Origin of the sequence: Pseudomonas sp. HMSC063H08, from assembly GCF_001813645.1 — a bacterium.
Taxonomy (GTDB): Bacteria; Pseudomonadota; Gammaproteobacteria; order Pseudomonadales; family Pseudomonadaceae; genus Pseudomonas; species Pseudomonas aeruginosa.
Genome location: NZ_KV813543.1, coordinates 57,210 through 80,319 on the forward strand (window position 1 = coordinate 57,210; position 23,110 = coordinate 80,319).

Sequence of the window (23,110 nt, forward strand, 5' to 3'; positions counted from 1 at the left end):
GGTCGTCACCTGCTATATGTGAAATCACTACTCCAGTTTGCTCCAATCCTGCTTGCTTGCCTGTACCAATGCGCTCCATTCGTCCGGCGGATTCCCGCGCCCGAGCATCTTCTCGAACACGGCATACGGGTCTGATTTGCTTCCCGAAGACCGCAGGGTCTGTTCATCGTTGACCCAGGCGTACACGATGACCTTCGCCTTCGAGTCGTAGCGGAAGAACAGCCGGTATCGCCTTCCGAGCTTGGCCCGCCGCCAGTGGCGATATGCCGGCCCCATGGTGTTGCCTTGCCGGTACTCATCGCGCGCCGGGTCACTCGGTATCACGTCTTGTATCAACTGGGTCAAGGCCCGGAAGAACTTGACGTTGGCGTTCGATCCGAACCCTTCCGGGTCGTTGCCTTGGGCGCGCAGCACAGCCGCGCGCAGCTTCATCAACTGCTCGATCAGGTTGTCGTGGAACAGCAGTGTCCAGCCATGCTGTTGCATCAGATTTCCACGTCCTCATCGAAATCATCGCCCAGGTCCACCTTGTGCCCCGCGTGCTCCAGCATTGTGCGAGCCAGATTCTCGGGCAGGCCGCGCACATTCCGACCCGCTTCAATGTCGCGGGCCAGCAAGGTCAGAAACGCGGCAATGGCCGGGTCCTCGTGCTCGGCATCGGCGCGGGTCACGACGACCTCACTGCCACGAAGCTCGAACGCAAGCTTGCTGCCGGTATCGGCCCCAAGTGCCTGTCGGATGGACTTGGGTAGTGTGATCTGGCCTTTGGAGGTCAGCGTGGCAACTTCGTGAATGGCAGGCATGGCGGCTCTCTTGATCGCAATGCCCGTATTGTAAGGAAATATCCTTACCTCGTCAATGAAAGGTCTCACCGGGGTCCTCCAGCATCCAACAATGAATCTCATCGTAGGGTGGGAACAGCCAGCCTTCCTGCATCAATCCGGCCCCGCCATACCCGCATTGACGGTGGACAACCAATGCTCACCGCTCTATATCCAAAGGCTTCTAAAGGCCAAAGGGCCGAAACGGCAAGGGAATGGGGTGCAAGGGGAAAGGCCCTACCCGAAAAGGCGAAAAGGCCGCCCGCTTGCCCGCCACCAGGACACCCACATGCTCTCTCTGTTCCAGCGGAAACGGCCTCCGGTCGCTGCCGCTCCGTCGCCTGCACCCGTCACCGATCTCCCGAAAGGGCTGCTGCAACCGGAATCGGCCGCATCGCTGCTGGCGACACCGCGCCGGCAGAAGCTGCTGGAACACATCTGGCAGCGCACCTCGCTCTCGCGCAAGCAGTTCGCCGCGCTGTACCGCACGCCGATGGAACGTTATGCCGAGTTGGTTCAGGCTTTCCCTGCATCCGAAGCACATCACCATGCCTACCCAGGCGGCATGCTCGACCACGGCCTGGAAATCGTCGCCTACAGCCTGAAGCTGCGCCAGTCTCATCTGCTGCCCATCGGCGCCAACCCCGAGGATCAGGCTGCGCAAGCCGAAGCCTGGACCGCTGCCGTCGCCTACGCCGCACTGCTGCACGACATCGGCAAGATCGCCGTCGATCTGCACGTCGAGCTGGCCGACGGCTCGATCTGGCATCCGTGGCACGGCCCGCTGTGCCAGCCATACCGCTTCCGCTACCGAGACGATCGCGAGTACCGGCTCCACAGCGCCGCGACAGGCTTGCTCTACCGGCAACTGCTTGACCGTGAAGTCCTGGATTGGCTCAGCTGCTATCCGTCGCTGTGGGCACCGCTGCTCTACGTCCTGGCCGGGCAGTACGAGCACGCTGGCGTGCTGGGCGAATTGGTGGTGCAGGCCGACCGAGCTTCCGTGGCCCAGGAACTGGGCGGCGATCCCACACGCGCCATGGCCGCGCCCAAGCACGCACTGCAACGCAAGCTGCTCGACGGGCTGCGTTACCTGCTCAAGGAGGAGCTGAAGCTGAACCAACACGAAGCCTCGGATGGCTGGCTCACCGAGGATGGTTTGTGGCTGGTGAGCAAGACGGTCTCGGACAAGCTTCGGGCACATCTGCTGTCCCAAGGCATCGACGGCATCCCAGCGAACAACACCGCCGTGTTCAACGTGCTGCAGGATCACGGCATGTTGCAGCCCACGCCGGACGGCAAAGCGATCTGGCGTGCGACCGTGACCAGTTCCACCGGCTGGAGCCACTCGTTTACGTTGCTACGGCTGGCACCCGCGCTGATCTGGGAATCTGGTGAGCGACCGGCACCGTTCACCGGGACGTTGACGATCGACACGCCCACCGCAGTTGAAGATGTCGAAGCAGGAGCCACCCTTTCTGCGAACGGCGCGACGTCCGCTTTGGAGAATCCAAACGCTCCGCCAGCGGAGGGTAGTGGCATCACCTCAGCCCCTCCACCCAAGGCCCAGGCCAGCCCCGACGTCATAGCGGACATGCTGGCGATGGTGGGAACGGGAAACTCGCCAACCACAGATCAGGATGTGGAAACCGTCCCGGACGAAGTACCCGCAACTCTCCCCGATGCGACCCAGCCGCCCTTGGCCGCCGCTGCGCCTTCGTCACCGGCCTTCACGTCCTCGACGACACAGCCATCCGGCGAGCACTTCATGGCGTGGCTGAAACATGGCATCGCCACGCGGCGGCTCATCATCAACGATGCGAAAGCGCTGGTGCATACCGTGAGCGACACCGCCTACCTGGTCAGCCCTGGCGTGTTCCAGCGCTATGCGCAGGAACACCCGCAGGTAGGCAAACTGGCCAAACAGGAGAACCTGCAGGATTGGCAGTGGGTGCAGAAGCGCTTCGAGCGACTGCAATTGCATCGCAAGCAACCAAGTGGCCTGAACATCTGGACTTGCGAAGTCACAGGCGCCAGAAAATCGAGGAAGCTACATGGCTATTTACTTATCAAACCAGAAATGGTTTTCGAATTTACGCCTCCAAATAACCCATATCTATTTTCAATGAAATTTCCCGGCCTATGAAGATCAAGATATGAAAATCATCTATCAAAATTAAATGGTCTCATCAGTATTTCCATCAGAAACACTAGATATGTGAATAGCGTTCGCACCATCGTCACCAGTGAGGTACAGGCGCAGCGCGTAGAGCAGATCGGGGGTGCGGTCGCCTGAGGGTTTCTGGATGTTGATTTTCACACGGGAGAAGAGCTTGATGTTGGACAGTGTGACAATTTCTGTCACTCGCTCGATTTTCTTGGCCAATTCCTTGGTGATTTTTTGATGCGGCTGAAGGAGAATCTTGATTTCGGGGGTGGATGATGCACGGGTGCGAAGCAGGCCGAGCAGAAGTTCAAGCGGTTCTGTCGTGGCGCGAATCCAGTTGCGAGCAGTCCACTCGTCTTTCCGGGGCGGATATTGCTTGATGTTGAGCATGATGTTCAGAGCATTCAGAATGGACTGCAAGTTGGCGAGGCTGAATTTCTCAACAAACTGCTGCTCTCGCCAGATGGCATAGGCCAAAATACTGAGCGCGTCATTTGACGGATTCGCAACGAGCTGGGATAGCAAATCTTTCTGCCATTGCTGCGAAACATCACCAAGCGCGAAGCCGACGGCTCGCAGGTCACGAATTTTCTGACCCTCAACCTGCCCGGTTATCCACTGAACGCAATTTTCAGGCGCATCCTTGTGCATACAGGCCATTAGAAATCGAATTTCATTCTTTACTTGCTCAGGAATGCCACTCTCGTTCAGCAGGGCAACGAGGTGTTCTCCTCTGGCCTTCATTGCGTCGGCAAACCCTTTCGGACATTCACGGTCTCCAGTCGAGCGCCCATCGCGCCAAACCTGAATGACAGGAAAGTAAAGTCTCTTGCGTATACTGGCAACCAGATTTTTTGCTGATTCTTCGTCAAAGTTTTTCAGACGCACTTCATCTTTGTATCTCGGCCCTGCCACTTTCCAGCCAGAGAATTTCCCATCGCGCTCCTGTAGCTCGAATGAAATTTCTGCCCCCTCAGTGAAGTCGGCGTAGCTCAGTTCATGAACAAAACTGTTCTGATGAATGAATACAGACTCATCGGTGGATTTACATGTAGCAAAGGTAAACTGCCCGCCTATTTTGTCGGTCAGCCACTTTCTGTTTACCGTGCCAGTCGTCCTCTGTTTGGGGCGGATGTAAAAATCACGGTCAAGCTGTTCAATTGCCCTTTCCACCCAGTCCAACAGATCAGAGGTTTTATTACTGTCTTGCTTCGGAAACCGCTGCAACTCCGCCCAAGTCATTGGCTGCGGATATTCCGGCGCAGGGGCATCGGTGATTTCTTCCGTGCGTCGCCAGGTAGCGCGGATGGGTGGGAAAGATTTGTCGCGCGGTGTGAAGACGAGTTTATAGGGATCATCCGCGCCGTATTCAAAGGTCAGGTTCAACTCGCAGTCAACCTTGTTTTCCAATGGGAAGGCGGGTGAATCGAGACGAGCAGAGAAACCGAAGTCGTCACCCTTGTCGCCGACATAGAGCGGAAACGAGTAATGCGGCCTGCCAGCGGGCAGTGTGAAGAATTCATCAACCGGGATGGTGACGGGTTTACCCCGAATGGGTTTGACTGTCGTTCCGCGCAAAACCAGGTGGAATCGTTGCTGATGTCCATCCTTCATCACTTTGACTGAAAGCTCAGGAATCTGGTCGCGCCAAAGTGGAATATCAGCCACCTGTTGTTGTAAAGCATGTAGATGGATTCCGCCCATAACGGGGCTTTCCATCAAATTGATGCAGAACGCGAAATTCCCGATGTTTGGAATACGCTTCAGGTGTGCTGCCTCAATGAATGGGGGCTTTGCCGGGCGGATCGCATCGTGCCACCGCCCGTTGGCATCCAGCGTGATGATGTCGTAGCCGCTGCCACCTAGCCTTTCTGCTTCCTCGCCAGGGATAACAACCGGCGGGCAACGCTCCCAATAAAAGCCTTTGGTGATGGGAAGACGTTTCGCCAGGTCTTTGTCGCGCTTGGCGATGAGCTTGGTGGCGGTCGTCTTGCCGCCAATGGAATCAACGACGATGATGGCGTAACCCTCGCCCGTGATTTTGGCCGGGTCAGCTTGAGCGAACACGGCCGCCACACTTCGCGGCAACGGCTCGGCATTCGGGAAACGCGCGTTGAGGTTGCGACGGATGACTTCAAGCTCGAAATCGTTGAGAAAGTCAGGCGCAAGCCAGATGAGTGTATCGTTCTTGAACTCTTCGCGTAGCCGAGTAGTGAACGCGCGGGCGGCGGGGTCAAAAAGCTCAGTGGCGTTGTCTTTGGCGAAAAACAGATCTGGCGCAGAAATGGTGGTCGCATCGGGATTCAGCCAAACGGCATCGGAACCAAAGAGTTCGATGTCAACGGTTTCATTTTCGCGCTGCCACCTCTGCCAAAGAAAGGGGGCCGCCAGCGACTGCGCTCCTTTTCCGTCACCACTGGCATAGCGGGGATGCAGGGCTGTGATATCAACACAAATTGGTTCGGCACTCGCGCTTTGTCGCAAATGCCGGGGCATCTTGTACTTCACTTCCTTGAACAAAGGTGGCTTGGAAGTCCACGGAAGAATCTCAAACTTTTCATAATCGAATAGTAACGGTATCTCAGCAAAAAGATGCTTTCCATCAAGCCACATTTGCGCGCATTGCTGCCAAAGGCGCATGGTTTTCTCGCGGACATCCAGTTGAGAAAGGTCGCTGGTGATGTCCTCATCGAGGGTTTGCAGCCAGCGCCATGCATCCCACACGTGACGGTAATCTCGGTGTGCTAGTAGCGTGTTGTTAGGTGGCAGATTTTCCCAATTGCCGATGGCTTGCGCCTCATCAGAACGCAACCATAAGTAGATTTTTGATAGAAGCTCATCCTCTTGACCGAGACAATCACCGCGTAAATCAAGCATTTCCGCAAGGCGAATGGCAAAGGCTTTCAGCAAGCGATTTTCCGGCAGGTCGACGGATTGAAAACGACGCACAGCCTGTATGTAGGGGTTACCTGCCAGTTTTTCCCGAATGGTACGACCCGGACGATTACTCAGCTTAATAAAACTGTTGGCATCCAGTTCACGCACAGCATGAACAGGCAGTAGAGCGTGTTCGCGGCGAGGACTTTCGTTGAGAGAATGAAATAATCGCTCGACAGAAGCGCGGCAGTGTTCCGTTATGCGCCAAAGGCGGTCACGGGTTATCTCACTCGCTTCTGGCTGTGCGACTTTGGCGAGGAACCCTGACAAGGATTTCGGCAGAGCCGCGCCGGTCTTAGGATCGAAATCCGTGATTGAACCAAACCAATTCATTTGCTCAAGCAGTTTTTTGGCAAGTTTTTCTTTGGCACGGAAGTCGGTATAGATTTTTTCTAGAGTAATACTCATTGCTTGGCGTGAATCCTTCCTGCTCTGGCATTTTCTTCAAGTTTCACGCGCAGCTCATCTCGTTGCTCTGGTGTCTTTAAGTTCCACATTTTATGACGCTTGTCTGAATCTGGTTCATCTTTCATAAAAAGGGAGTGTGGCAATTCAGCATTGTCCGAGTCTCGACCGGCCGTGGATCTATCATTGGTTTCCGTGTCACCGACGTTTAGGTAATTTGCCGACTGCCAAATAAACTGACCATAGCCAAGATCACAGGCAAGGTCGAAATCCTCTGTCAGATTGAATGAGTTACTGCCGATTCCTGTAACGAGTTGTCCACGAATCCTGTCCAGGCACTCTGTCTTGCTCTTGCCGCGTGTATCAATACCCCGCAATTTGGGCATGACCTTCTGCACGAGTTGATCCTCGAAGGCGACATGCATAGCTCTGGCAAGCGCATCTTTATCGCGTGCAGCACGGACATCCGGGTAATTGGCCATGTAGTATTCAATGGATTGCCAAACGCGGTGACCGAGGGCACGGCCTGTAACCGCTAAAGAAGCATTGATTGCTTCAATGAATTTTTTGAACGGGCTGACTTGATCGTCGGAGAAGTTGCTGCCCTGTGCTAGCCAACTCTGCCACGACGTTTTGTGTAGCGCCGGGCCTCGATTTTTGTCATCAAGTGGAGCAAGCTTCAGGCGGCGTTTGAGTTCCGTCGGGCGCGGAAAGTTGATGATGATGGAACGGTCAAGCACCTTGTCCGAAAGGGACTTGGTGGTTTCGTCCTGGTTCATCGTCCCTGTCCAGAGTACATTACGACCGAGGGGAAGCTTATAGGGTTCCATGCCGGCGCCAATTTTCACCGGTATGAACGGAACATCATCACCCTTTCTGCCACGCCGCAGTTCTAGCTTGCTCAAAAACTCTGCAAAATAAAGCTCAGGGTGTGCCAGATTCATCTCATCAAGCAGAACAAGACACACTGCGTCCTGCAATCCTGGATAATCTGCTTGTTTCAACGCTTCAATCAGCTCTTTGTCCTTCTCAGGGTCAAGTGCTATTTGCTGATCTGGCGACATACTCTGCCAACGTCTAATGCGCTGTTCATATTGTTCGCGGCCTGATATCTGACTTTGCGCGAGAAAACGCAGCACCGGCTGTGCATCGAATTTATTGTCTATGGAATTGAAAAAGCCCAGCATGGATTCCTGCGAATCCCAATTAGGCTGGACAGACAGCGGCTCGAAATAAATTCCGCCAAAGTGCGAGTAGAGGCGCGGCAGTTCGGATTTTCCGGTTCCGGAAACCCCTGCCAGGACAGTGAGCGGCGACCATTCCGCTGTTTTGAGAGCTGTATGAAAAGCTTTCAAAATACGTGGATTGAAATGTAGTCCGTATGTATCGCAAGCATTACCAATCCCAGTGAGCCAAGTTAGCTCATCGATCTCGTGCTGCACCGGCTGCTTGACCTTATCCACACTGATGTGCGGCATCTCAATTTCTTTGTAGCGAGCGGTAACTTCAGCAGGGCGCTCATAAGCTGCACGCAAACGCTTGAGTTCGGCTTGCGCTTCGTTGGCTGCTCCCTCGAAGATGGATGCCCTTTGCGCCAGAGATTTGTTTTCGGCGTTGAGCTCCGAGCCTTGACGGCGCAGCTCGCCAATTTCAGCGACCGCAGCCTCATTGGTGGAAAGTTGCCGTTCTAACTGGTCTGCCCGTGTTTTCTGATTTTTGGCTTCTGATTCAAGGGCTTGATACCGCTCGCGCATTTCCTCAGTAGGTCGGGTAGCAAGCTCCTCTCGTAGGCGTTTGAGTTCGTCAGCCTGGCTGTTCAGCGCACGCAGAATTTCAGCAGGGTCTTTGCCACCAAGTTGCAACTTTAACTGTTCGAACGCGCCGAGAAGTTCGTCTTGAGTTTTAAACGCCTCGCGCAGTCGAATGTTTTCCTCTTTGGCAGATTGCAGAGCAGCCTCTAGCGATTTTCGGCGATCCTCAACACGCCTCTCAACCTCATCGTCCAGTTGCTCGCTGCGCCTCTGGTTCTGCTGTTCCAGCCGTTGTTCTTTGCGTTCGAGTGTCCGCTCTGAAGTCTCAAGCTCTGCCTGTCTTCCTTCGACTTCGCTTTGCAAGGCGGAGAGTGCGCCTTTTTGTTTCTCAAATTCCGTGCGCTCTGCATTCAACTGCTTTCGAGCGTCACCCTGTTGTTTTGTCCATGCATCGCGCTCTTGGGCGATTTCTGTCCGAATGCGCTCCCGTTCGGCGTTTTCGGCATGGGCAACCGCACCCAGTCGCTTTGCTTTCAGCTCGGAAATTTCAACCTCCAACGCTGAAAGGTTTTTCTCTCGCATCTCGGCAATTGCTCTTTCGCCCTGGGCGCGCTTTTCACGCAGCTCATCATTCAGCGCGGCTCGTTCATCGGCAAAACCTGCATCACACTTTTGCTCAGCCTGCGTGACGGCCTGCTCGCGCTGCGCCAGCTTGGCCTTGTCTTGCTCGATGACTTGACGCTCTGCAGTCGCATCCCTTTCACGTGTAGCCACGGCGGTTTCACGGCTGGCGATTTCGCTTTCCTTGGTGTTTATCCAGCTCTCACGCGCGTTCAAATCGGCAAGCCGCTGGGCTTCGGTGTCGGGTTGGACGGGGCTGTTCATTTTCAAGATTCCATAAGTGTTCTGATAGTTGTGAAAGCAGCTTTGCGAAGCTGTGCGATGTTCTCTTTGGGCAATGGCAGCGGCTCGTTGCCATGCCCACGCCGAGCGATAAGGTTTGCCATATCGCCGATCAAGGACGGCTGCGTGTCATGAATTGCGGCAAGTTCATCAGCATCGCTCACCAGCAGCCATGCAAGAACGCAAGCCCCGAGCGTTTGGCTGCCGCCTTGCAATGCCTGGCGCACAGCCGATGTTTTGACGGTTCGCAGGCTCTCCGACAAGCCTTCGCAGAAACCAGCCTCAACAGCCTTGCGTTCAGCCGTGTCTTTGAGCTGCGCGTCACTGGTATCGGACGGCAGCCTGCCTGTCAAAGCTCTCTCAAATGATGACTGGATTGCGGCATAAAGGTCGCGGACATAGGCCAAAGCGTCATCCCCGTCATGGCAAGACTGGAAAAAACGTTCCGCGTGAACCAGCCGGTCTTGCAAGTTTGCGCCCAGGCGGTTGAACAACTGGTGGCCGAACTCCTCCTGAATGCTAGTGCGGGCATCCAGCAGTGCATCACCCTGCTCGTCTTTGTCTGGCGCGGTAGGAGGCGTGTCGGTAAACACGATGCCTGGCACAAGCGCATGAACGACTTCGCGCATGAACGAATCGTCAGTTAGTGCCTGCTGCGGTGCGTCTGCGCCGCCCTTGCCGTGGCCCTTCTCGTTGCGTTTGGCGTTGATAGCGAACAGGCGAGTGATGAGGTCTGAATACGCGGCCGCAACACGGCGCAAGGGATGCAAAGCGTCGTCTTGCGCTTGAAGCAAAGCTATGGCAAGAACCGTCTCTTGGAACGCGCCGCCGTCCTCAAATTCCCGCAGCTTACCTTCCCGAATCGGCCTGAAGCCAATCGGCGGCTGCTCAAGACCGAGGGCTTTCGCGGCCTGCTCAAGCAGGGCTGCGTGTTGGTCTTGCGTAGTGAATTTCAGCCTTGCAATAACGGAATCAACCGGTCTGCGGCAGCAGGTATAGAACAGCGCCCATTCGATTGCGGCATGGATTTGGGCGATGGAGCGGAACGGGCTATTCCGCAAGGGGCGCAAATTGGCGACGAGCTTCGGGTAGCGTTGCCGGTTGGCATCGTTGTCGAACGGCTCTTTGACCGTGGCATCCTGCTTTTCTGGACGAGGAGTGCTCAATGACTGCTTCCAACCATGCAGCCACGTGGTCAGGCTTTCCTCCTGCTCAAGCAACTGTTCGAACGATTTTTCGAGAATCAAGGAAAAACCGTTGCCGAATGGGTCGGCGATGCGGAATTCGCCATCGCTTTTCTGGATGGCGATAGGGCAGTCAAGGTGAAGCAGGTCGGGCTCGGCGACTATCGTGATCTGCTGGACTACGGGCATCTTGGTGTCCTTGCCGAACGCAGACGAGCGCTTTTTCATTGCGCGCAAAGTTCTGATTACATCACGCGGCGCGGGTATCGCTTTTCTTTGGACACCATCCCAGCGGATTATCCGGAAGTCTTTGTCCTCGTTTTCCTTTTTCCGCATGGGGTTTCTGTCGTCCAGCCAATGCAGGAAGGGCAGAATTTTTCCAGTGGCGAGTTCGCGGAACAAAAGCGCGGTAACGAATGCCGGGGCACATTCTTCTTCGCGCTCCCGCTCAATGATGGCATGGTGGTCGTCAATCAAGTCCTTGTCTTGCAAACGGAGCAGAACGCTCTTGACCAAATCGACTGGAATGCGGGTTTCATCCGCCAGCGCATCGGCGTTCATCAAGCCGACAGTTTCAAGCAGTTTCAGGATGACGCGTTCAAATGCGTTCAAGCCATCGCCATCGTCAAGAACTCTGGGCAAGGTCACGCGGTATACGTTCACCGGCCACGCGAGGTGGCGAGGCCTGCCGATGATCCCTCCGAAGGGGGCAGGTTTACCGTAATCAAGGAGCTTCAGCATGGCAGCACCACTCCTTGCTCGCGGCATAGTCGAAGGAAATCCACCAGTCCCGGCACAAAGTCCGCCGCGAGTTCACTTTGCAGCAAACCCGTATCGCCAACGACCACCAGTAGCTTCTTCTGACGACTCATCGAGACATTCAGGCGGTTGTAAAGGCAAAGGTGTCCGAACAACCCTGTGGCCTGCTTTTCACGGTCATCGCTCTTGGATTTCCAGTTATGCGGCAAGGTTCGCACCATTGAGAGGAAGACGACATCGAACTCCATGCCCTGGAATGAGTCCACCGTGCCGACGCGGAGTTTTCTCTCGTCGTCCGCGATGCTGCCGAGTTGTCTCTTGATGAGTTCGGCCTGCGCCTTGTAGAACGAAATCACGCCGAACGAGAGGTCTTTGCCTGCATCTGAACTCATCCACGCCTGCAATTGGCGGGCAATAACGGTGGCCTCTGCCGGGCGCGTCCAACTGGTTCCGCTGCGCTGGTGTCTGCCTTTCGCCGCTGGCACGTCCAGCCACACAGCAGGTTTACCGTTTATGCCGGGCAGGTTGTGGGCGAAATCGCTTTCAGGCCGTCCAGAGCCGAATTGTTCCGTCGGATCGAAGCGTTCATAAAAATTGCGGCTGATAAAGCTGCCGAGCAGTGGGTGCATCCGATACTGCTTGTCGAGCGTGACACGGCGGGAGATACCGTCGCCGTCTTCCAGCGTTTTCAAGCGGGTGGCGAACAGATACTGGAACATGGATTTCTTGAGCCAGTCAGTTTCATTCTGTGCCGGTTCGTCGGCCGATGCTGCCTCGCCAGCCTCCATTTGGCGTGCTACCTCCTCATCAATGATATGCGGCAACTGCCGATGGTCGCCCACCAGAATGATGCGCTTGCCTTGCGCCATCGGAACCATCAGGTCGCGGGGTGAAACGCGAGCGGCTTCATCCACGATGACATATTCGTATTCCATGCCTTTCTGGTTTTCATTGACGTCGCGCCCGACAAGCCCTTTGCGCTTTTGCATATCACGATTGACGCTCTGTTGGCTGGTGGCGGCAAAGGCAAAACTGTATTCGGACAGGGCATCTACCATGCCATAGGGGTTGCCTTCCAGTTCGGCCAGAAACTCGGCCAGCGCAGCAGATTTTTTATCCTTAGCCGAATACTCGGCGTTTTTGATGCGTTGTATGGCGAATTCTGCCAATGCAAGCACTGCGTCGTTCTGCTTTTCCACGCGAAAAATCGGTGGAGCGGTGAACCGGGCGAAGAGCCTCTTTTTCAACGCGACCAGGTTGTCCAAAAATGGCGCTGGGCCATCTTCATTGCGCCACAGACTGGCTTTGTCCAGCAGTTTGCGTTCGTCTTCTTCAAGCACATCACGCAGGTCATCCAGTGCGTCCATCGCCCTTTCTGGCCCGTCGTCAGAAAAGCTTTCATGGCGAACACGCAGACGGCGCGCTGCATCAAGCCATTGGGTGGAGCCATCGTTGAGGTTTTCCTCGTGCGCGAGCTTTTTCGCCAAATTCGCCGACCGCCGAGCGCCGTCTTCGCCAAGAATTACACTGCCGAGCGCTGTGATTTTCCCAGCAAGGTTGGCGGCGAGCGCGCGTGACGGGGCTTGGACATATTGCAGGCACAGGTTTTTTATTTCCCGCTCCTGCTCGGCTTCCGCAATCTGGGGATTGCGCTCGCGCAGTTCGGTGGCAAGCGAGCTGCACCAGGCTTCAAGATTGCGCTCGAAGGTGCTGAGATCGTCTTCCGTCGCGCCAGACCGTTTGCCGAATTTCGGCACGGGCAGGCTGTTGAGCGAGAGCCGCTCGATCATGTTTTCCACCGCATCGTGCTGAAAGCCGGTCAGCAGCACTTGGCCTTTGATGTTCGCGCCGCGCTTGTCGGCCATCTCGTTCAGCCGCTCCAGAATGGCGGCGATGACGGTGGTTTTTCCCGTTCCCGGCGGCCCCTGAATAAGCGCGAGATCTGGCGTATTCAGCGCAACCTCAATAGCCCTTTCCTGCATGACGGTTGGCGGATTGCGAAAGACCTTGTTGCGAACGAATGCGGTGAGTGACTGGACTTTTTGCGGCGGGCGGACTTGTGTGATTTGCCCCTGTTCCTCAATCAATAGCCCAAGCTGTGGATTGGCGGAACGGCCTTCCAGAATGGCTTGACGGGCCGCCATACGCCGTTTGATCTGGGTGGTTTCACCGGCCAGCGACAGGATGAGCGTGCCGGATTCCTTGGGCAGAGCCTCGATTTTGAGCGTAAGTACACGGGTTTCCTGGTCAAACCCGACGACATCAAGGTAGGTCTTTCCTTCACGTTGCTCGCGATTTCCGTCGCCCTGCTTGATCTTCTCCGCTTGCTCAATTCCACTTGCAAAATCCTTGAAGCTCAAGCGTTCATCTTTCAAATAGTCCGGCAGTTCATCCACCAACTCGACTTCAGGTACGGCACCGTTCCCCAGCGCTTTCAATGCAGAGTCAAGTGCCTGTGAAATGCGAACCGTGACGGTTCCATCCCGCTCCTGAGCCATCTCTGTGAATTGTAAAGCCCCCACTTCGCGCGCTTGCTTGAGCAGCAATTCGCCCTCCATGTCACCAAATTCATCCCACTTTTTCAGGTAGCTGTTGTCGTCTTGGGTAAGAGCGCGCATTTGCGCTTTGGCAAGAGTTTGCACTTGCCCTGCTTGTGTCCAATCGGCAAAACGCAGCCGGCCTTTGGCGAGGCGCAGGGCGCGGTCGGGTTCTTTTTTGGTCCTGGTTATGCGTGTGGCGATGTAGATGGTTTGGCCGCCTGGCATTGCTTTTTCGGTGGCAATGAAGCGGATACCTTCGCCAGTAACACAGAAAGCGTTTATTCGGGTCGGCTCCGCAGCTGCATCGCGTGGCGTGTCCTCGCCGACAGGTTTCAGTTCTTCATCAATCGCCGGGCCAGCAGTCAGGAAGAAAAATGCGTCGTTTCCCAGTTGGAAGCAGCAAAGTTCGCCCAGCCTCTTGTAAAGTGCCTCGCCCTTCGTCCGCATCTTTTCTTGCACATACTCATCCACACCGATTTCAACATCGCCCATTTCCAGGCAGACGCCAGTGAAAAAACCGATCTTCAGCTCGATGCTGCCATCGGCGGCAGGGTTTTCAAGTTGTGCAAGCAGGGAACGCCCACTGGCAAGTTCAGCGTTGAGGCGGCGGATGTCAACAGCCGCGACGGGGCGAACGAAAACAACCGCGTCTCTCAGGCGGATTTCAAATTCATCTGCGCGGGATAGGCTGGCCTCTACCGAGAATACTGGCTGCTCTTGCAGGGCTTCGACATTGTCAGACCGCTTGATGCGGACAGTTATGATGTTGACAGGAATGTCCTGAAACTTCATTTGCAGGCCTCCACGAACTCAAAGGTGAGGTTGTCCGGGAAAGGCAGCGTGCCCCGCACGGGGACTGCGGTTTTGGCCGCGAAGTTCAGCATGGCTTCGTATGCTGTGTTATCGAAATACTCGAATGAAAACGGGTGAAAAAGCCGCTGCGGCAATCTGAACTCCGTGGCACCACCAGGAATCAGGATTTCCCAACGTGGCGTTTTGACGCGAATGAAAGCCGGGCGCGCCGCGCCACAATACGGGCATTGCGCGTATTCATCGGCGAAATGGCTCATGCCACATTCGAGGCAATCCAGCGACTGATCCGCCGCCCTCGCAAGCTCCAATATCCAGAACGCCATTGTCGGGCGGCGGTGCGGCAGTTCACGTCCTGCACCGAAAGTTTCCTGAAACAGGCGGCGTAATCCTTCTGTTGCGACTAATACACGGGGCAGGCCTCCAACTCCTTCGTTGGAATCGTCATCTTCGTCATCCACGAAAGGCAAGAAACCAGCGAATGCCTGTTCGTTCAGATCGGTGGCAGTGCCATTGGGCGCAGGGTCGGCATCCCAGCCGTCTTCTTCATCTTCGGGCTCCAGTACTTTCTTGCCAATGAAAGGGTGGCAAAGCGCCAGTAGCTTGAATGTCATCACAGCGAAAGCCCAGCAGTCGGTTCGCGGGCGGGATTGGTCACGGCCCAGCACTACCTCCGGTGCACCGTAGCCCGGCGTATAGACGGACACGCCGCCGCTGGGTAACTCCAGGCGCATATTGTCGGCATCTATGAGCCAGACATCGGTGGTGTCGTCTTCGCCAATGAAAGCGTTGTTGGTGGAAATGTCGCCATAGACCAGTCCCGCGCTGTGCAGGCGGGCGAGGATGGCAGCGCACTTGGCAAGCGCGAGCGAACGGCGGCGGGTGGAGCCAGTTTGTGCGTAATGCAGCAGTCGCAGCGCCAGGTCCTTGTCAGGAATCTTCGTCAGCCATTGGGGCAAGGCTTGGCTTTGATCTTCCAGCTTCTTTTTGCTTCTGCCGTCCAAATCGAAACTGGCGAAGGGCTTCATGCCGCTCAACAGACGCATCACATAGCCCGGCTCGTCGCGCAGGATGGCGAGTGGCAGGGAAACGGGGATGCGCCGTGGTATGGGCAACAGGCGGACGTGCTGGAAGCGCTCGCGCAGATTGGCGTTTTTGTCCGGCTGGCCGGCTGCGTCCAGCGGCTGCTTGACGGCCAAATCCGCATCCTTGGTGCGATAGACCACGCCTTGTCCACCGCGCGCAAGCTCATCGGCCATCTGATGAACATTGTCGTATTCATCCACAAGTGGCTTCAGAGCCTGGTGTTCGGCGTTACTCATCTGCAACCTCCTCACTGCACAGGCAGGCGAGGGTTTTATCGTCGCTGTGCTTGGGCGTGGGCCAGTTTTCGAGCATCTCGTGGATGCGCCGGTTGGCACTTACCGGCGCGAGGGTTCGATGCGTTTCGGCGAAACTGCTCACAAACCCGTCAGCGTTATCCAAATCGTCAGCCACCCCATCAGTGCAGAGCAATACTGCGATGCACTGCTCCCCCGGCAGCGACAAATACTGCCAGTCTTTGGCGGAGACCTTGGAGGACAGCGCAATGGTGATATTGGAGAAGCCTTGTGTCTTGTTTTCCGACAGCGAAACGACTGATCCATCGGACTTGGCAATAGCGGCAAGTCCGTCGCCAAGCATCCCTAGGTGGATTACGCCATCCAGGCGTAGTGCGAAAAGACAGGTGGCCGCGCAATCGCGAGGTTCCAGCGGAGCGACAAGCCTCAGCCAGTTAGCTTGGATGTTGCTAAACAGCGCGTTGTGTTCGATTTCACCACTGGTGCAACAAGCCCGGGCTGCGAACTCGACGGCGAGACAGGCAGCATGGCTGCCGAAGCTGGAGAAGGGCTTGGAGCCAACCCCGTCGGACACGACGATGCCATCACCCCAAACATGGTGAAACTTCGCCCATGCATCCTGATTTGGCAAACCTTCGGCGATATGGCTCGGGCCGCGAACGCTTGCCCCAAAACTTTTCCAAAGCGTCATGCCCATTCCTCATCCGCCTGCAGCCAGTTATCGAGTACGGCGAGCACTTCTTCTGCGGCAAACACCTTTGCGCCTTTGAGCCCCTTGGAAAGATGCGGGTTGGCATCCGCGCCGATTTGGATGACGCGCAGCGTATCCGGCGGTAGGCCTTCCTGCCAGCGGCTCAGAGTCTTCACGCCGTCTCTTGTCCAGAATCCATCCGTGAGAATCAGAACCTTTCCATCCGGCTCGCTACCCAACAGTTGAACCAGCGCCTCGCCATTGGTGCTTCCATGGCAAACCAGCATTTCCACCGGGAGATCGTCCGTGACGCTCCAGTTCGGGATGCTGCGTGCCTCGCTGCTCCAAGCACAAAGGCGGATTTCCGCCTGTCCATACCCATGCCGCACCCATTGCGCCACGGTCGTGGCCAAGGTTCGCAGGATGAAGGGCTTGCCTCCTTCACTCATGCTGCCGGAGATGTCGCAAACCAAATGGAGCATCATGGCGTTGCCTCACTCGCTTCAGCCCGCTCAGTGATGCTGTTCATCATTGCCGTTATCTGCTCAGAAAATGATGCACCACTCCAAAGCATCAGCCTGGCATCTTTTATTTTTTTCTTGACCGACTCAGTATTTGGGAGAACACAGCAGGCAACGATACCGCGACCTTCAATTCCTCCGTAGAAGCGCACAAGGTTCTGCAGCTTCATAATCTGCTCTTGCGTTACATTGCCCGCCTTGCATTCCACGATATAAAGCGAATAACCGTCGGTGAATGTGATGTCCAGCTCGTTGTATTCAACACCGAAGCTCGAATAGCCTTTTGACTCTTCTAAATTCAAGTTCAGCTTGACATTGATGCGCAAGTCTTGAATGACTCCAGCATCCTCGTAGGGTTTGCACTGCAAATAAACAAACTCCTCGAACCAGCCGCCAGATAGGTATTTGGCGAAATCAGGCCATTTCTCAAATCTCAGATCTAATCCGTAGCCCTGGACGGATACTGCCTCCATGTCATCCAGCTTGAAATTGAAGCCGTCACGACAAATCTCGAATGGCCTGAATGCATTGTTATAGTCGGTCAGTTCTCTATAAAATCTACGCACCTTGTCACGATGCAGCCAAAGGGTCTCGGTCAGAAGTTGGCGACTTGGCGATATATCCTTCATGAAGGAACTGCCTGCAATCTCCAAACCATCGCTATTCAGGTGCAAAAATGTCTCGATTGAATCAATCTGCCTGATTTTTTCGCGCCGAACACTGTCAATGAATATGACGCGACGATTCTTGCTGTCAAAATAAAACGGAACAGCGCCCAGTTCACGTGCAGCAGAGAGCGCGCCAGCAAACATCAATTTTGTGCCGCCAGTTAAATTGATTCCAATTCGTGTTTTTTCTGGAAATTGCTTTGCCAGCTCGGTGATTTGTTCGTGAACAGCGCGATCATCCCAGGGGTCAACGGTAAGTTCATGCAGGTCCCGAGAGCCAATAAAGGTTTGCATACATGCAGCAGGGAAGTCTTTTGAGTTGACAAAAATGTGATGCGCCGACTCAAATTGCCGGATGCTCAACAAGGCAGGCATCCGTTGCTCACCAAAAAGATGGAATGTCACATCGAACCCGTTGGAGATGCCTCGGATCGCAGCCTGTTTTGAGCTGTGTCGCTCAAGCCACTCAGCAGGCAACGCTATGACTTCAGGTGCTTTGCCAATGATGGACGATGCTATGAGTCTTTTTTTGAGCTCAGGGTAGCTCAGCGCCGCGAGCGCCCAGACAAAGGCCATCACCGGAGTTCCTGGGCTGAGATAGAGCGTGACGAGCTTTTCACCTGGCTCCTGTTCAACCCCATCCAGCGCCCGCATTGCGCTAGCGTAAATACCTTCGGTGTCGTTGAGCTGGTAAAGTTTCTCGCTATTTAAACGGATCCTTGCGTTGCAGCCCAGGGCGGCGGCTTTCTTTTTCAGCCAGGCTTCAAAATGTTCATGTGCGACAGAGGTATTGGCGAACCTGGAGACAAACTGATTAGTAAGCTTCCAGTCTTTCTCTTGCCCCATGCTTCGTATTGACGCCAATTCAAGCGTGAACGTCTTCTGTGCCTCGATCAATTCGCTGGCATCATTATCCGTCCGGGTGTAACCCAGGATAATGATGTCCGAGTAGGACGCGCCCGCAAGGGCGCTCGCAATAGGGCCGTCGGTATTCTCAAACCCCAGAGACGCGCGAAAATCGGTGATTCCATACCACGTGAGCAGAAATCTCTTCATTGAGTGCTTTCCTGAACATATGGCCGGAACCATGTGATGTCATTCGTCATTTTGTTTACGAATACAGCTCGGCTCGGTTTTTCAATACCTTTGAACTTACCAACACCGCCACTCACAAGCGATCCGGCATCGTCTTCATTCATGCAGTACGCCACGCGCAATTCGAAAAAGGAGAAAAGGTCTTTGCAGGCACTGGCACAGCGCTGCCAACGGTCAACAAAAATAAATACAAACGTCCCCTTTCTTGGGCCGTCCTCGGCGAGACGCTTTAACAAGTCAGCCGGGGTAGGTGGTTCGCCAGGCTTGGGCGATCTAAACGCTGGGGCTGGCTGTAGTACTTTCTCGGAATCCAGGCCATCGATAATCAATGCTACGCGGCGATTCCCAATATCGTCTGATATCGCTTGAAGTGGTAGCTCGGATATATCGTCGAATATCTTGAGGCGTGCACCGAGCATCTGCGCTGCGGCTGAGAATCCTCCTCCTGGGGGGATCCCGCGCGCGTTGAAGTACACGATTTCATCAAAGCCATCGACGAAAGTCAGACTAAAAAGCGTAGCGGACAGGAGTCCATCGTGAATGTGGTCATTGTAGCCGCTGAATAGAACATTGAACGCGGATCGACGAGTAAGTGATACCGTCAACGGTTTTGAATCGAATGCGAGGTTTTCGCCCAAAAGAAGAGCTTCTTCATGCGCACAAGCTGTCTGATATTCAAAGGGAGACGGTATCTGCGGAAGGAATGCACCGCTGAAGATTTTGGTTTTTTCAGCCACCCCAGAAAGAGATGTACGCGCTATCAACTTCGTCAACAAATCACGTCGATGCTCACTTTCTCCGGCGAATGGAATCATGAACTTCACATTGCCGGATTTGGCACCATTAGCATTGTTGATGATGCCTTCAGGTGGGCTGCGCAGCTCTGCGGCTGCCCAATTCCCGCCCCCGAGGATCATTGCGGAGTCTTCCTGCCCACAAGCCAGTGCAATACGGCATCCCAACTGGGTGATGATGCTTCCGATTGACTGTGCGTTGATGCCTTTCAAAGTCTGAGTAGCCAGGAGGATGTGAATACCGAACGAGCGCCCCTGTTTCAAGAGCTTCGACAGCAACTGCTCAGCAGCTTCTGCCACCTGGCGACTTTCTGAGAACAGAATTTGGAACTCATCTATGACTAGCAGGACGCGTGGCAACCGTATCCCGCTTGATTTTCGGTATTCGCTGAAATCGTTGACATTTTTTGACTTGAATATGCGTGCACGCGTTTCCAGTTCATCCACAAGATGCCTTAATACAGTGACGCCATATTCAGGGTCACTTTCCGTAGCGACAAGGCGGGCTTGTGGGACTGGGGGAGTTGCGTAAATATTGAACTCAGTCGATTCCTTGTAATCCAGTAGATAAAGATCAAGCTCCTCGGTCGGGTATTTCTCGCATAACGTGTGAATCAAAACATGGAGCAGATTGGATTTTCCCGAGCCTGTCTTCCCCGCAAGCAGTACATGATGCTCGGAGTCCGTCGCGCCCAGTCTCAGGGGAGCGAAGTCGCCTGTGGTCGTCCAGCCGATGGGAATATCAAAGCCAGCAAGAGTCGTCTCACCCTTGCCGAAGCTCGTCCAGAGATCAGGCATCGTTTTCTTGAAGCGCGTCTTAGCAGCACAATCTTCAACGAGCTTTGCGAGAAAGCCATCCAGCACATCCTGTCGCGGCCATTGCTCCGGCTGGTATGTGAATGACAGCTCGCCAGCCCCAGCGCGTTGCAACAGATCATTCAGTTGCATGGTTGAGTTTTTCAGCGTGGCGTTGAGCTTTTCATATCGCCGGTCTTCCATGCGCTGCTCATCAATTGCAACGATGGGCAGCACGCCGCAGCGTGGACCGTTTTCAAAAATGCGGCCAAGAAACCAGAGAGATTTTTCCGACATCTGCTCTGGCACATCAAAAAGCACCACCACCTTGTGAGGTAATGAATTGCCGGGGTTGATCGCGTTGTATTCCGACCAGTTGGATGCCTTGTCATTGAACCGCTGCTGGATCAACTCCTCAATTTCGTCCGTCAGCTTTCCGAGCGCAGCTTCGATTTCATCCGAACGAGTAAGAACATGACCTTGCGGCACCAATTGCTCTACCTTCAGCAATGGCCGGAACGGCTCGACCGATTGCCCCTGCTGCAGGGGGTCAATCAGTGTCAACTCTACTTGACCTACTGGCAAAGCCTGCAGCAACCGTAACAAGAGACAATGCACGAGGCGTTTCTGCTCTGCATCGCCTTGTGAAAAAACAAGAGCACTGGATAAGGGGAATGAGATGAATTTAGGGGCCTGACAAGATAGCTTCTCAAAAGAGACTTGCTCCGTGCCAAGCACAAGACCTGCTGGAATTTCTGATGCCATCAATGGCTTATCTACACAAAAATCCACGAAGGCAGGTTGTTGTTGTCTGAGCTGCGAGCTTGCGTTCGCTATAGCAGTTGCATTTCTTTCCCACTCTTTGGAAAAACCTGCCTGCCAATTCGACCTCCTTATGTTTCGATTGCGTTCCTGGTCTTCGCTTAATGCTTTTTTGGTGGTATCGAATTCGCGGTCGATGCGCGCACAACCTTCTTGATAGTCCGCAACTGCCTTGTGTAGCTTGGAAATGATGCTCTGAAAATCCTTTGCGCTTCCACTCATTGATTCCACCCGCTGTCTTTGAATTGAAGCTCGCGAACGTCATTCAAAGTTCGATCAATGGCGAGCGATTGTTGCTGAAAAGCAGCATTGAAAATGCAGAGTGAATCGACTTCCTTGAGAATCGGATCAAGTACATCGGCAACAATGGACGCGCCGAACGTATCACGCACTCCCTCGCGAAATTTTCCAGCACACATCGCAGCCATTCCAAAAGCCTCATCAAACATCAGCTTCCTCCTCTTCCATATCACCATCGATTGGAAGTTCGAGAACATAGTGGTCAGCTACCGAGACTTTGGGAAACAGGGGTGCGCAAATAGTCCCAGGCAAAAGGTAGCTCGATTCGAACTCCGGGCTCTTGGCCCTGAGTTCGCTTAGAAATGCGCGCCACTCTTGCTCGGACAACTCAATCGATCTGCAATTAACTGTCAGCTCCAAGAGGCGTGCGGTGGACGCATCCACACCGTCCATATTTCCGACATTTACTGCATGCAGGAGGACATCAACCTCAGCTCGAACTTGCGCGAGAAGGTCATGGCTAATAATTGCGAAACGTATTTTCATGGTTGCTCCTCCTCGTTTTGGCGGATGAAATCAAGACAGGACTGATCTATTTCATTTTTCCTTGGCAGCATTCCCACCATCGGTGAGCCAGCTTCGCGCAGGGCATCGCGCAGTTCTTTCTGTTTTTCTTCTGGCAAATCGTGGATGTCTCGTGAGCAAAGAGTGCATTGCGCGTCTGCTTGCTTGTGCCCTTCGGCCTGAAAAATCATGTGATCTTTCTGCGAATAGAGGTATTCCGCCTTGCCGCATTTCACTTCGAATGCCATCGAGCCTCCCACAGGAGCCCCCATGCCCTCACCACGTCCCAGAATGACCGGAACCCGCAAGTCAGTGACTATCAAATCTGTTTTTGTGTAGCGTCCGTTATCGCCCACAAAGGTTCGCCCTTGCGTCTCGATCCGGCCGCCAAGTGGCGCAAGTGCGTGCCGAACTATCTGCTCCCCGAATTCACCGCTCAGGTGTATCCGTGCCTTACGTGCGACGATGTTTCGCTCTGCATCACCCTTGGCGGCTACCCATTGGTTCCGAAATTTATCGACCTGCTTGCGATACGCTGGATCACGGTCGTAAAGATATTCCTGAAGCAATCGTCTCTGCTCTGACGATAGGTTCATGCGGTCTCGCAACATATCCGGAGTCACAGGGCGGCCATCTTTGGCAGGGTCCCATTTCAACCAAGCATGGAATTGCGCAGCGGACGGGTTTGTCGCGAGATAAGCATCCAGTGCTTGTTGCGCGGATATCAAGCGTGCAGTGCCAGCTTCAATCGCCTGATCGACAGTTGCCAAGTGCGCATTGCATGCTTGTAGGGTCTGCTCCAGGGTATGTTCCGCCATCGCCTCGGCCTGATTCGCAAGATCCACGCGCTGCTCCATGGATATGCGATCTCCTTTCGCCACCTCAAGCTCTGCTCTTGCTTGCTCCAGCATGCTCTGAGCCTGCTCAACAGCGGCTTCTGCTTCAGCCACGGCAGAGTCCTCGCCGGAGCAGTCCGGGCAACGTCCATCGTCATCGTGCGGCTGAGCAAGGCAAGCAGATAGCGCAGACTCGGCGGAAGAAAGCGAGCTCTGACTGCTATCGAGCGCTTGCTCAGCGCCGTCAACATTTTGCGTGGCGGCTTGCTCCTGCTGGATGGCACTTTCCAACATGCTTGCGCTGTTCTGCGCTTCTTCACGAGCCTCTGCGCATTTCTGCTCCGCAACAGCAATTTGTTCGCGGCATGCGGCCTCTAGCGCCTCGCGCACTGACTGCAGATCGCGCACGAGGTCTTCCAAATTCTCCACTTGCCCAATTGAAACTTGTGCCATTGCGACCTCGCTGC

The 23,110-nt window shown here is 54.7% G+C and carries 15 protein-coding genes; 1 reads left to right on the top strand and 14 read right to left on the bottom strand.

The window, feature by feature from the left end:
- Nucleotides 1-27: 27 nt before the first annotated feature.
- Nucleotides 28-486: a type II toxin-antitoxin system YhaV family toxin gene (locus HMPREF2924_RS24665; protein ID WP_023124769.1), complete on the bottom strand. Its 459-nt coding sequence runs from the start codon at nucleotides 484-486 to the stop codon at nucleotides 28-30.
- Nucleotides 486-803 carry a type II toxin-antitoxin system PrlF family antitoxin gene (locus HMPREF2924_RS24670; protein ID WP_014596084.1) on the bottom strand — a complete coding sequence of 106 codons (318 nt, stop codon included), beginning with the start codon at nucleotides 801-803 and terminating at the stop codon, nucleotides 486-488. The genes HMPREF2924_RS24665 and HMPREF2924_RS24670 overlap by 1 nt, the downstream gene beginning before the upstream one ends.
- A gap of 307 nt (nucleotides 804-1,110) precedes the next feature.
- Here HMPREF2924_RS24670 and mobH point away from each other — a divergent pair, with 307 nt between their 5' ends.
- On the top strand, nucleotides 1,111-2,967 hold the full coding sequence (mobH, locus tag HMPREF2924_RS24675) for a MobH family relaxase (RefSeq protein ID WP_023124770.1): 1,857 nt from the start codon (nucleotides 1,111-1,113) through the stop codon (nucleotides 2,965-2,967).
- Nucleotides 2,968-2,997: 30 nt separating this feature from the next.
- Here mobH and HMPREF2924_RS24680 read toward each other — a convergent pair whose 3' ends face one another.
- Genes HMPREF2924_RS24680 through HMPREF2924_RS24735 form a run of 12 tightly spaced genes read right to left on the bottom strand, consistent with a single transcriptional unit; the run spans nucleotide 2,998 to nucleotide 23,096 of the window.
- Nucleotides 2,998-6,333, bottom strand: coding sequence for a cold shock domain-containing protein (locus tag HMPREF2924_RS24680; protein WP_012205995.1), 3,336 nt, complete (start codon nucleotides 6,331-6,333; stop codon nucleotides 2,998-3,000).
- Nucleotides 6,330-8,966: a hypothetical protein gene (locus HMPREF2924_RS24685; protein ID WP_023124771.1), complete on the bottom strand. Its 2,637-nt coding sequence runs from the start codon at nucleotides 8,964-8,966 to the stop codon at nucleotides 6,330-6,332. The genes HMPREF2924_RS24680 and HMPREF2924_RS24685 overlap by 4 nt, the downstream gene beginning before the upstream one ends.
- 2 nt (nucleotides 8,967-8,968) lie before the next feature.
- Nucleotides 8,969-10,909 (bottom strand): hypothetical protein, encoded by a 1,941-nt coding sequence (locus HMPREF2924_RS24690; protein ID WP_023124772.1) that lies wholly within the window; start codon nucleotides 10,907-10,909, stop codon nucleotides 8,969-8,971.
- A complete protein-coding gene (locus tag HMPREF2924_RS24695) occupies nucleotides 10,903-14,259 on the bottom strand; it encodes a DEAD/DEAH box helicase (protein WP_008266894.1) in 3,357 nt (1,118 codons plus the stop codon). Before HMPREF2924_RS24695 ends, HMPREF2924_RS24690 begins: the two co-directional genes overlap by 7 nt.
- Nucleotides 14,256-15,599 (bottom strand): protein kinase domain-containing protein, encoded by a 1,344-nt coding sequence (locus HMPREF2924_RS24700; protein WP_014603592.1) that lies wholly within the window; start codon nucleotides 15,597-15,599, stop codon nucleotides 14,256-14,258. The genes HMPREF2924_RS24695 and HMPREF2924_RS24700 overlap by 4 nt, the downstream gene beginning before the upstream one ends.
- Nucleotides 15,592-16,308, bottom strand: a complete 717-nt coding sequence (locus tag HMPREF2924_RS24705) for a PP2C family serine/threonine-protein phosphatase (protein WP_023124773.1) — start codon at nucleotides 16,306-16,308, stop codon at nucleotides 15,592-15,594. Before HMPREF2924_RS24705 ends, HMPREF2924_RS24700 begins: the two co-directional genes overlap by 8 nt.
- The gene (locus HMPREF2924_RS24710) at nucleotides 16,305-16,793 is read right to left on the bottom strand and encodes a hypothetical protein (RefSeq protein ID WP_023124774.1); all 489 of its coding nucleotides are present in this window, start codon (nucleotides 16,791-16,793) and stop codon (nucleotides 16,305-16,307) included. The genes HMPREF2924_RS24705 and HMPREF2924_RS24710 overlap by 4 nt, the downstream gene beginning before the upstream one ends.
- On the bottom strand, nucleotides 16,790-18,553 hold the full coding sequence (locus HMPREF2924_RS24715; protein ID WP_023124775.1) for a Card1-like endonuclease domain-containing protein: 1,764 nt from the start codon (nucleotides 18,551-18,553) through the stop codon (nucleotides 16,790-16,792). Before HMPREF2924_RS24715 ends, HMPREF2924_RS24710 begins: the two co-directional genes overlap by 4 nt.
- Complete coding sequence (locus tag HMPREF2924_RS24720; RefSeq protein WP_023124776.1) at nucleotides 18,550-21,225, bottom strand: FtsK/SpoIIIE domain-containing protein; 2,676 nt, start codon at nucleotides 21,223-21,225, stop codon at nucleotides 18,550-18,552. The genes HMPREF2924_RS24715 and HMPREF2924_RS24720 overlap by 4 nt, the downstream gene beginning before the upstream one ends.
- Complete coding sequence (locus HMPREF2924_RS24725) at nucleotides 21,222-21,452, bottom strand: hypothetical protein (RefSeq protein WP_031757235.1); 231 nt, start codon at nucleotides 21,450-21,452, stop codon at nucleotides 21,222-21,224. Before HMPREF2924_RS24725 ends, HMPREF2924_RS24720 begins: the two co-directional genes overlap by 4 nt.
- Nucleotides 21,445-21,789 (bottom strand): hypothetical protein, encoded by a 345-nt coding sequence (locus tag HMPREF2924_RS24730; RefSeq protein ID WP_031757237.1) that lies wholly within the window; start codon nucleotides 21,787-21,789, stop codon nucleotides 21,445-21,447. Before HMPREF2924_RS24730 ends, HMPREF2924_RS24725 begins: the two co-directional genes overlap by 8 nt.
- The gene (locus HMPREF2924_RS24735) at nucleotides 21,786-23,096 is read right to left on the bottom strand and encodes a hypothetical protein (RefSeq protein ID WP_012206005.1); all 1,311 of its coding nucleotides are present in this window, start codon (nucleotides 23,094-23,096) and stop codon (nucleotides 21,786-21,788) included. Before HMPREF2924_RS24735 ends, HMPREF2924_RS24730 begins: the two co-directional genes overlap by 4 nt.
- Nucleotides 23,097-23,110 lie beyond the last annotated feature (14 nt).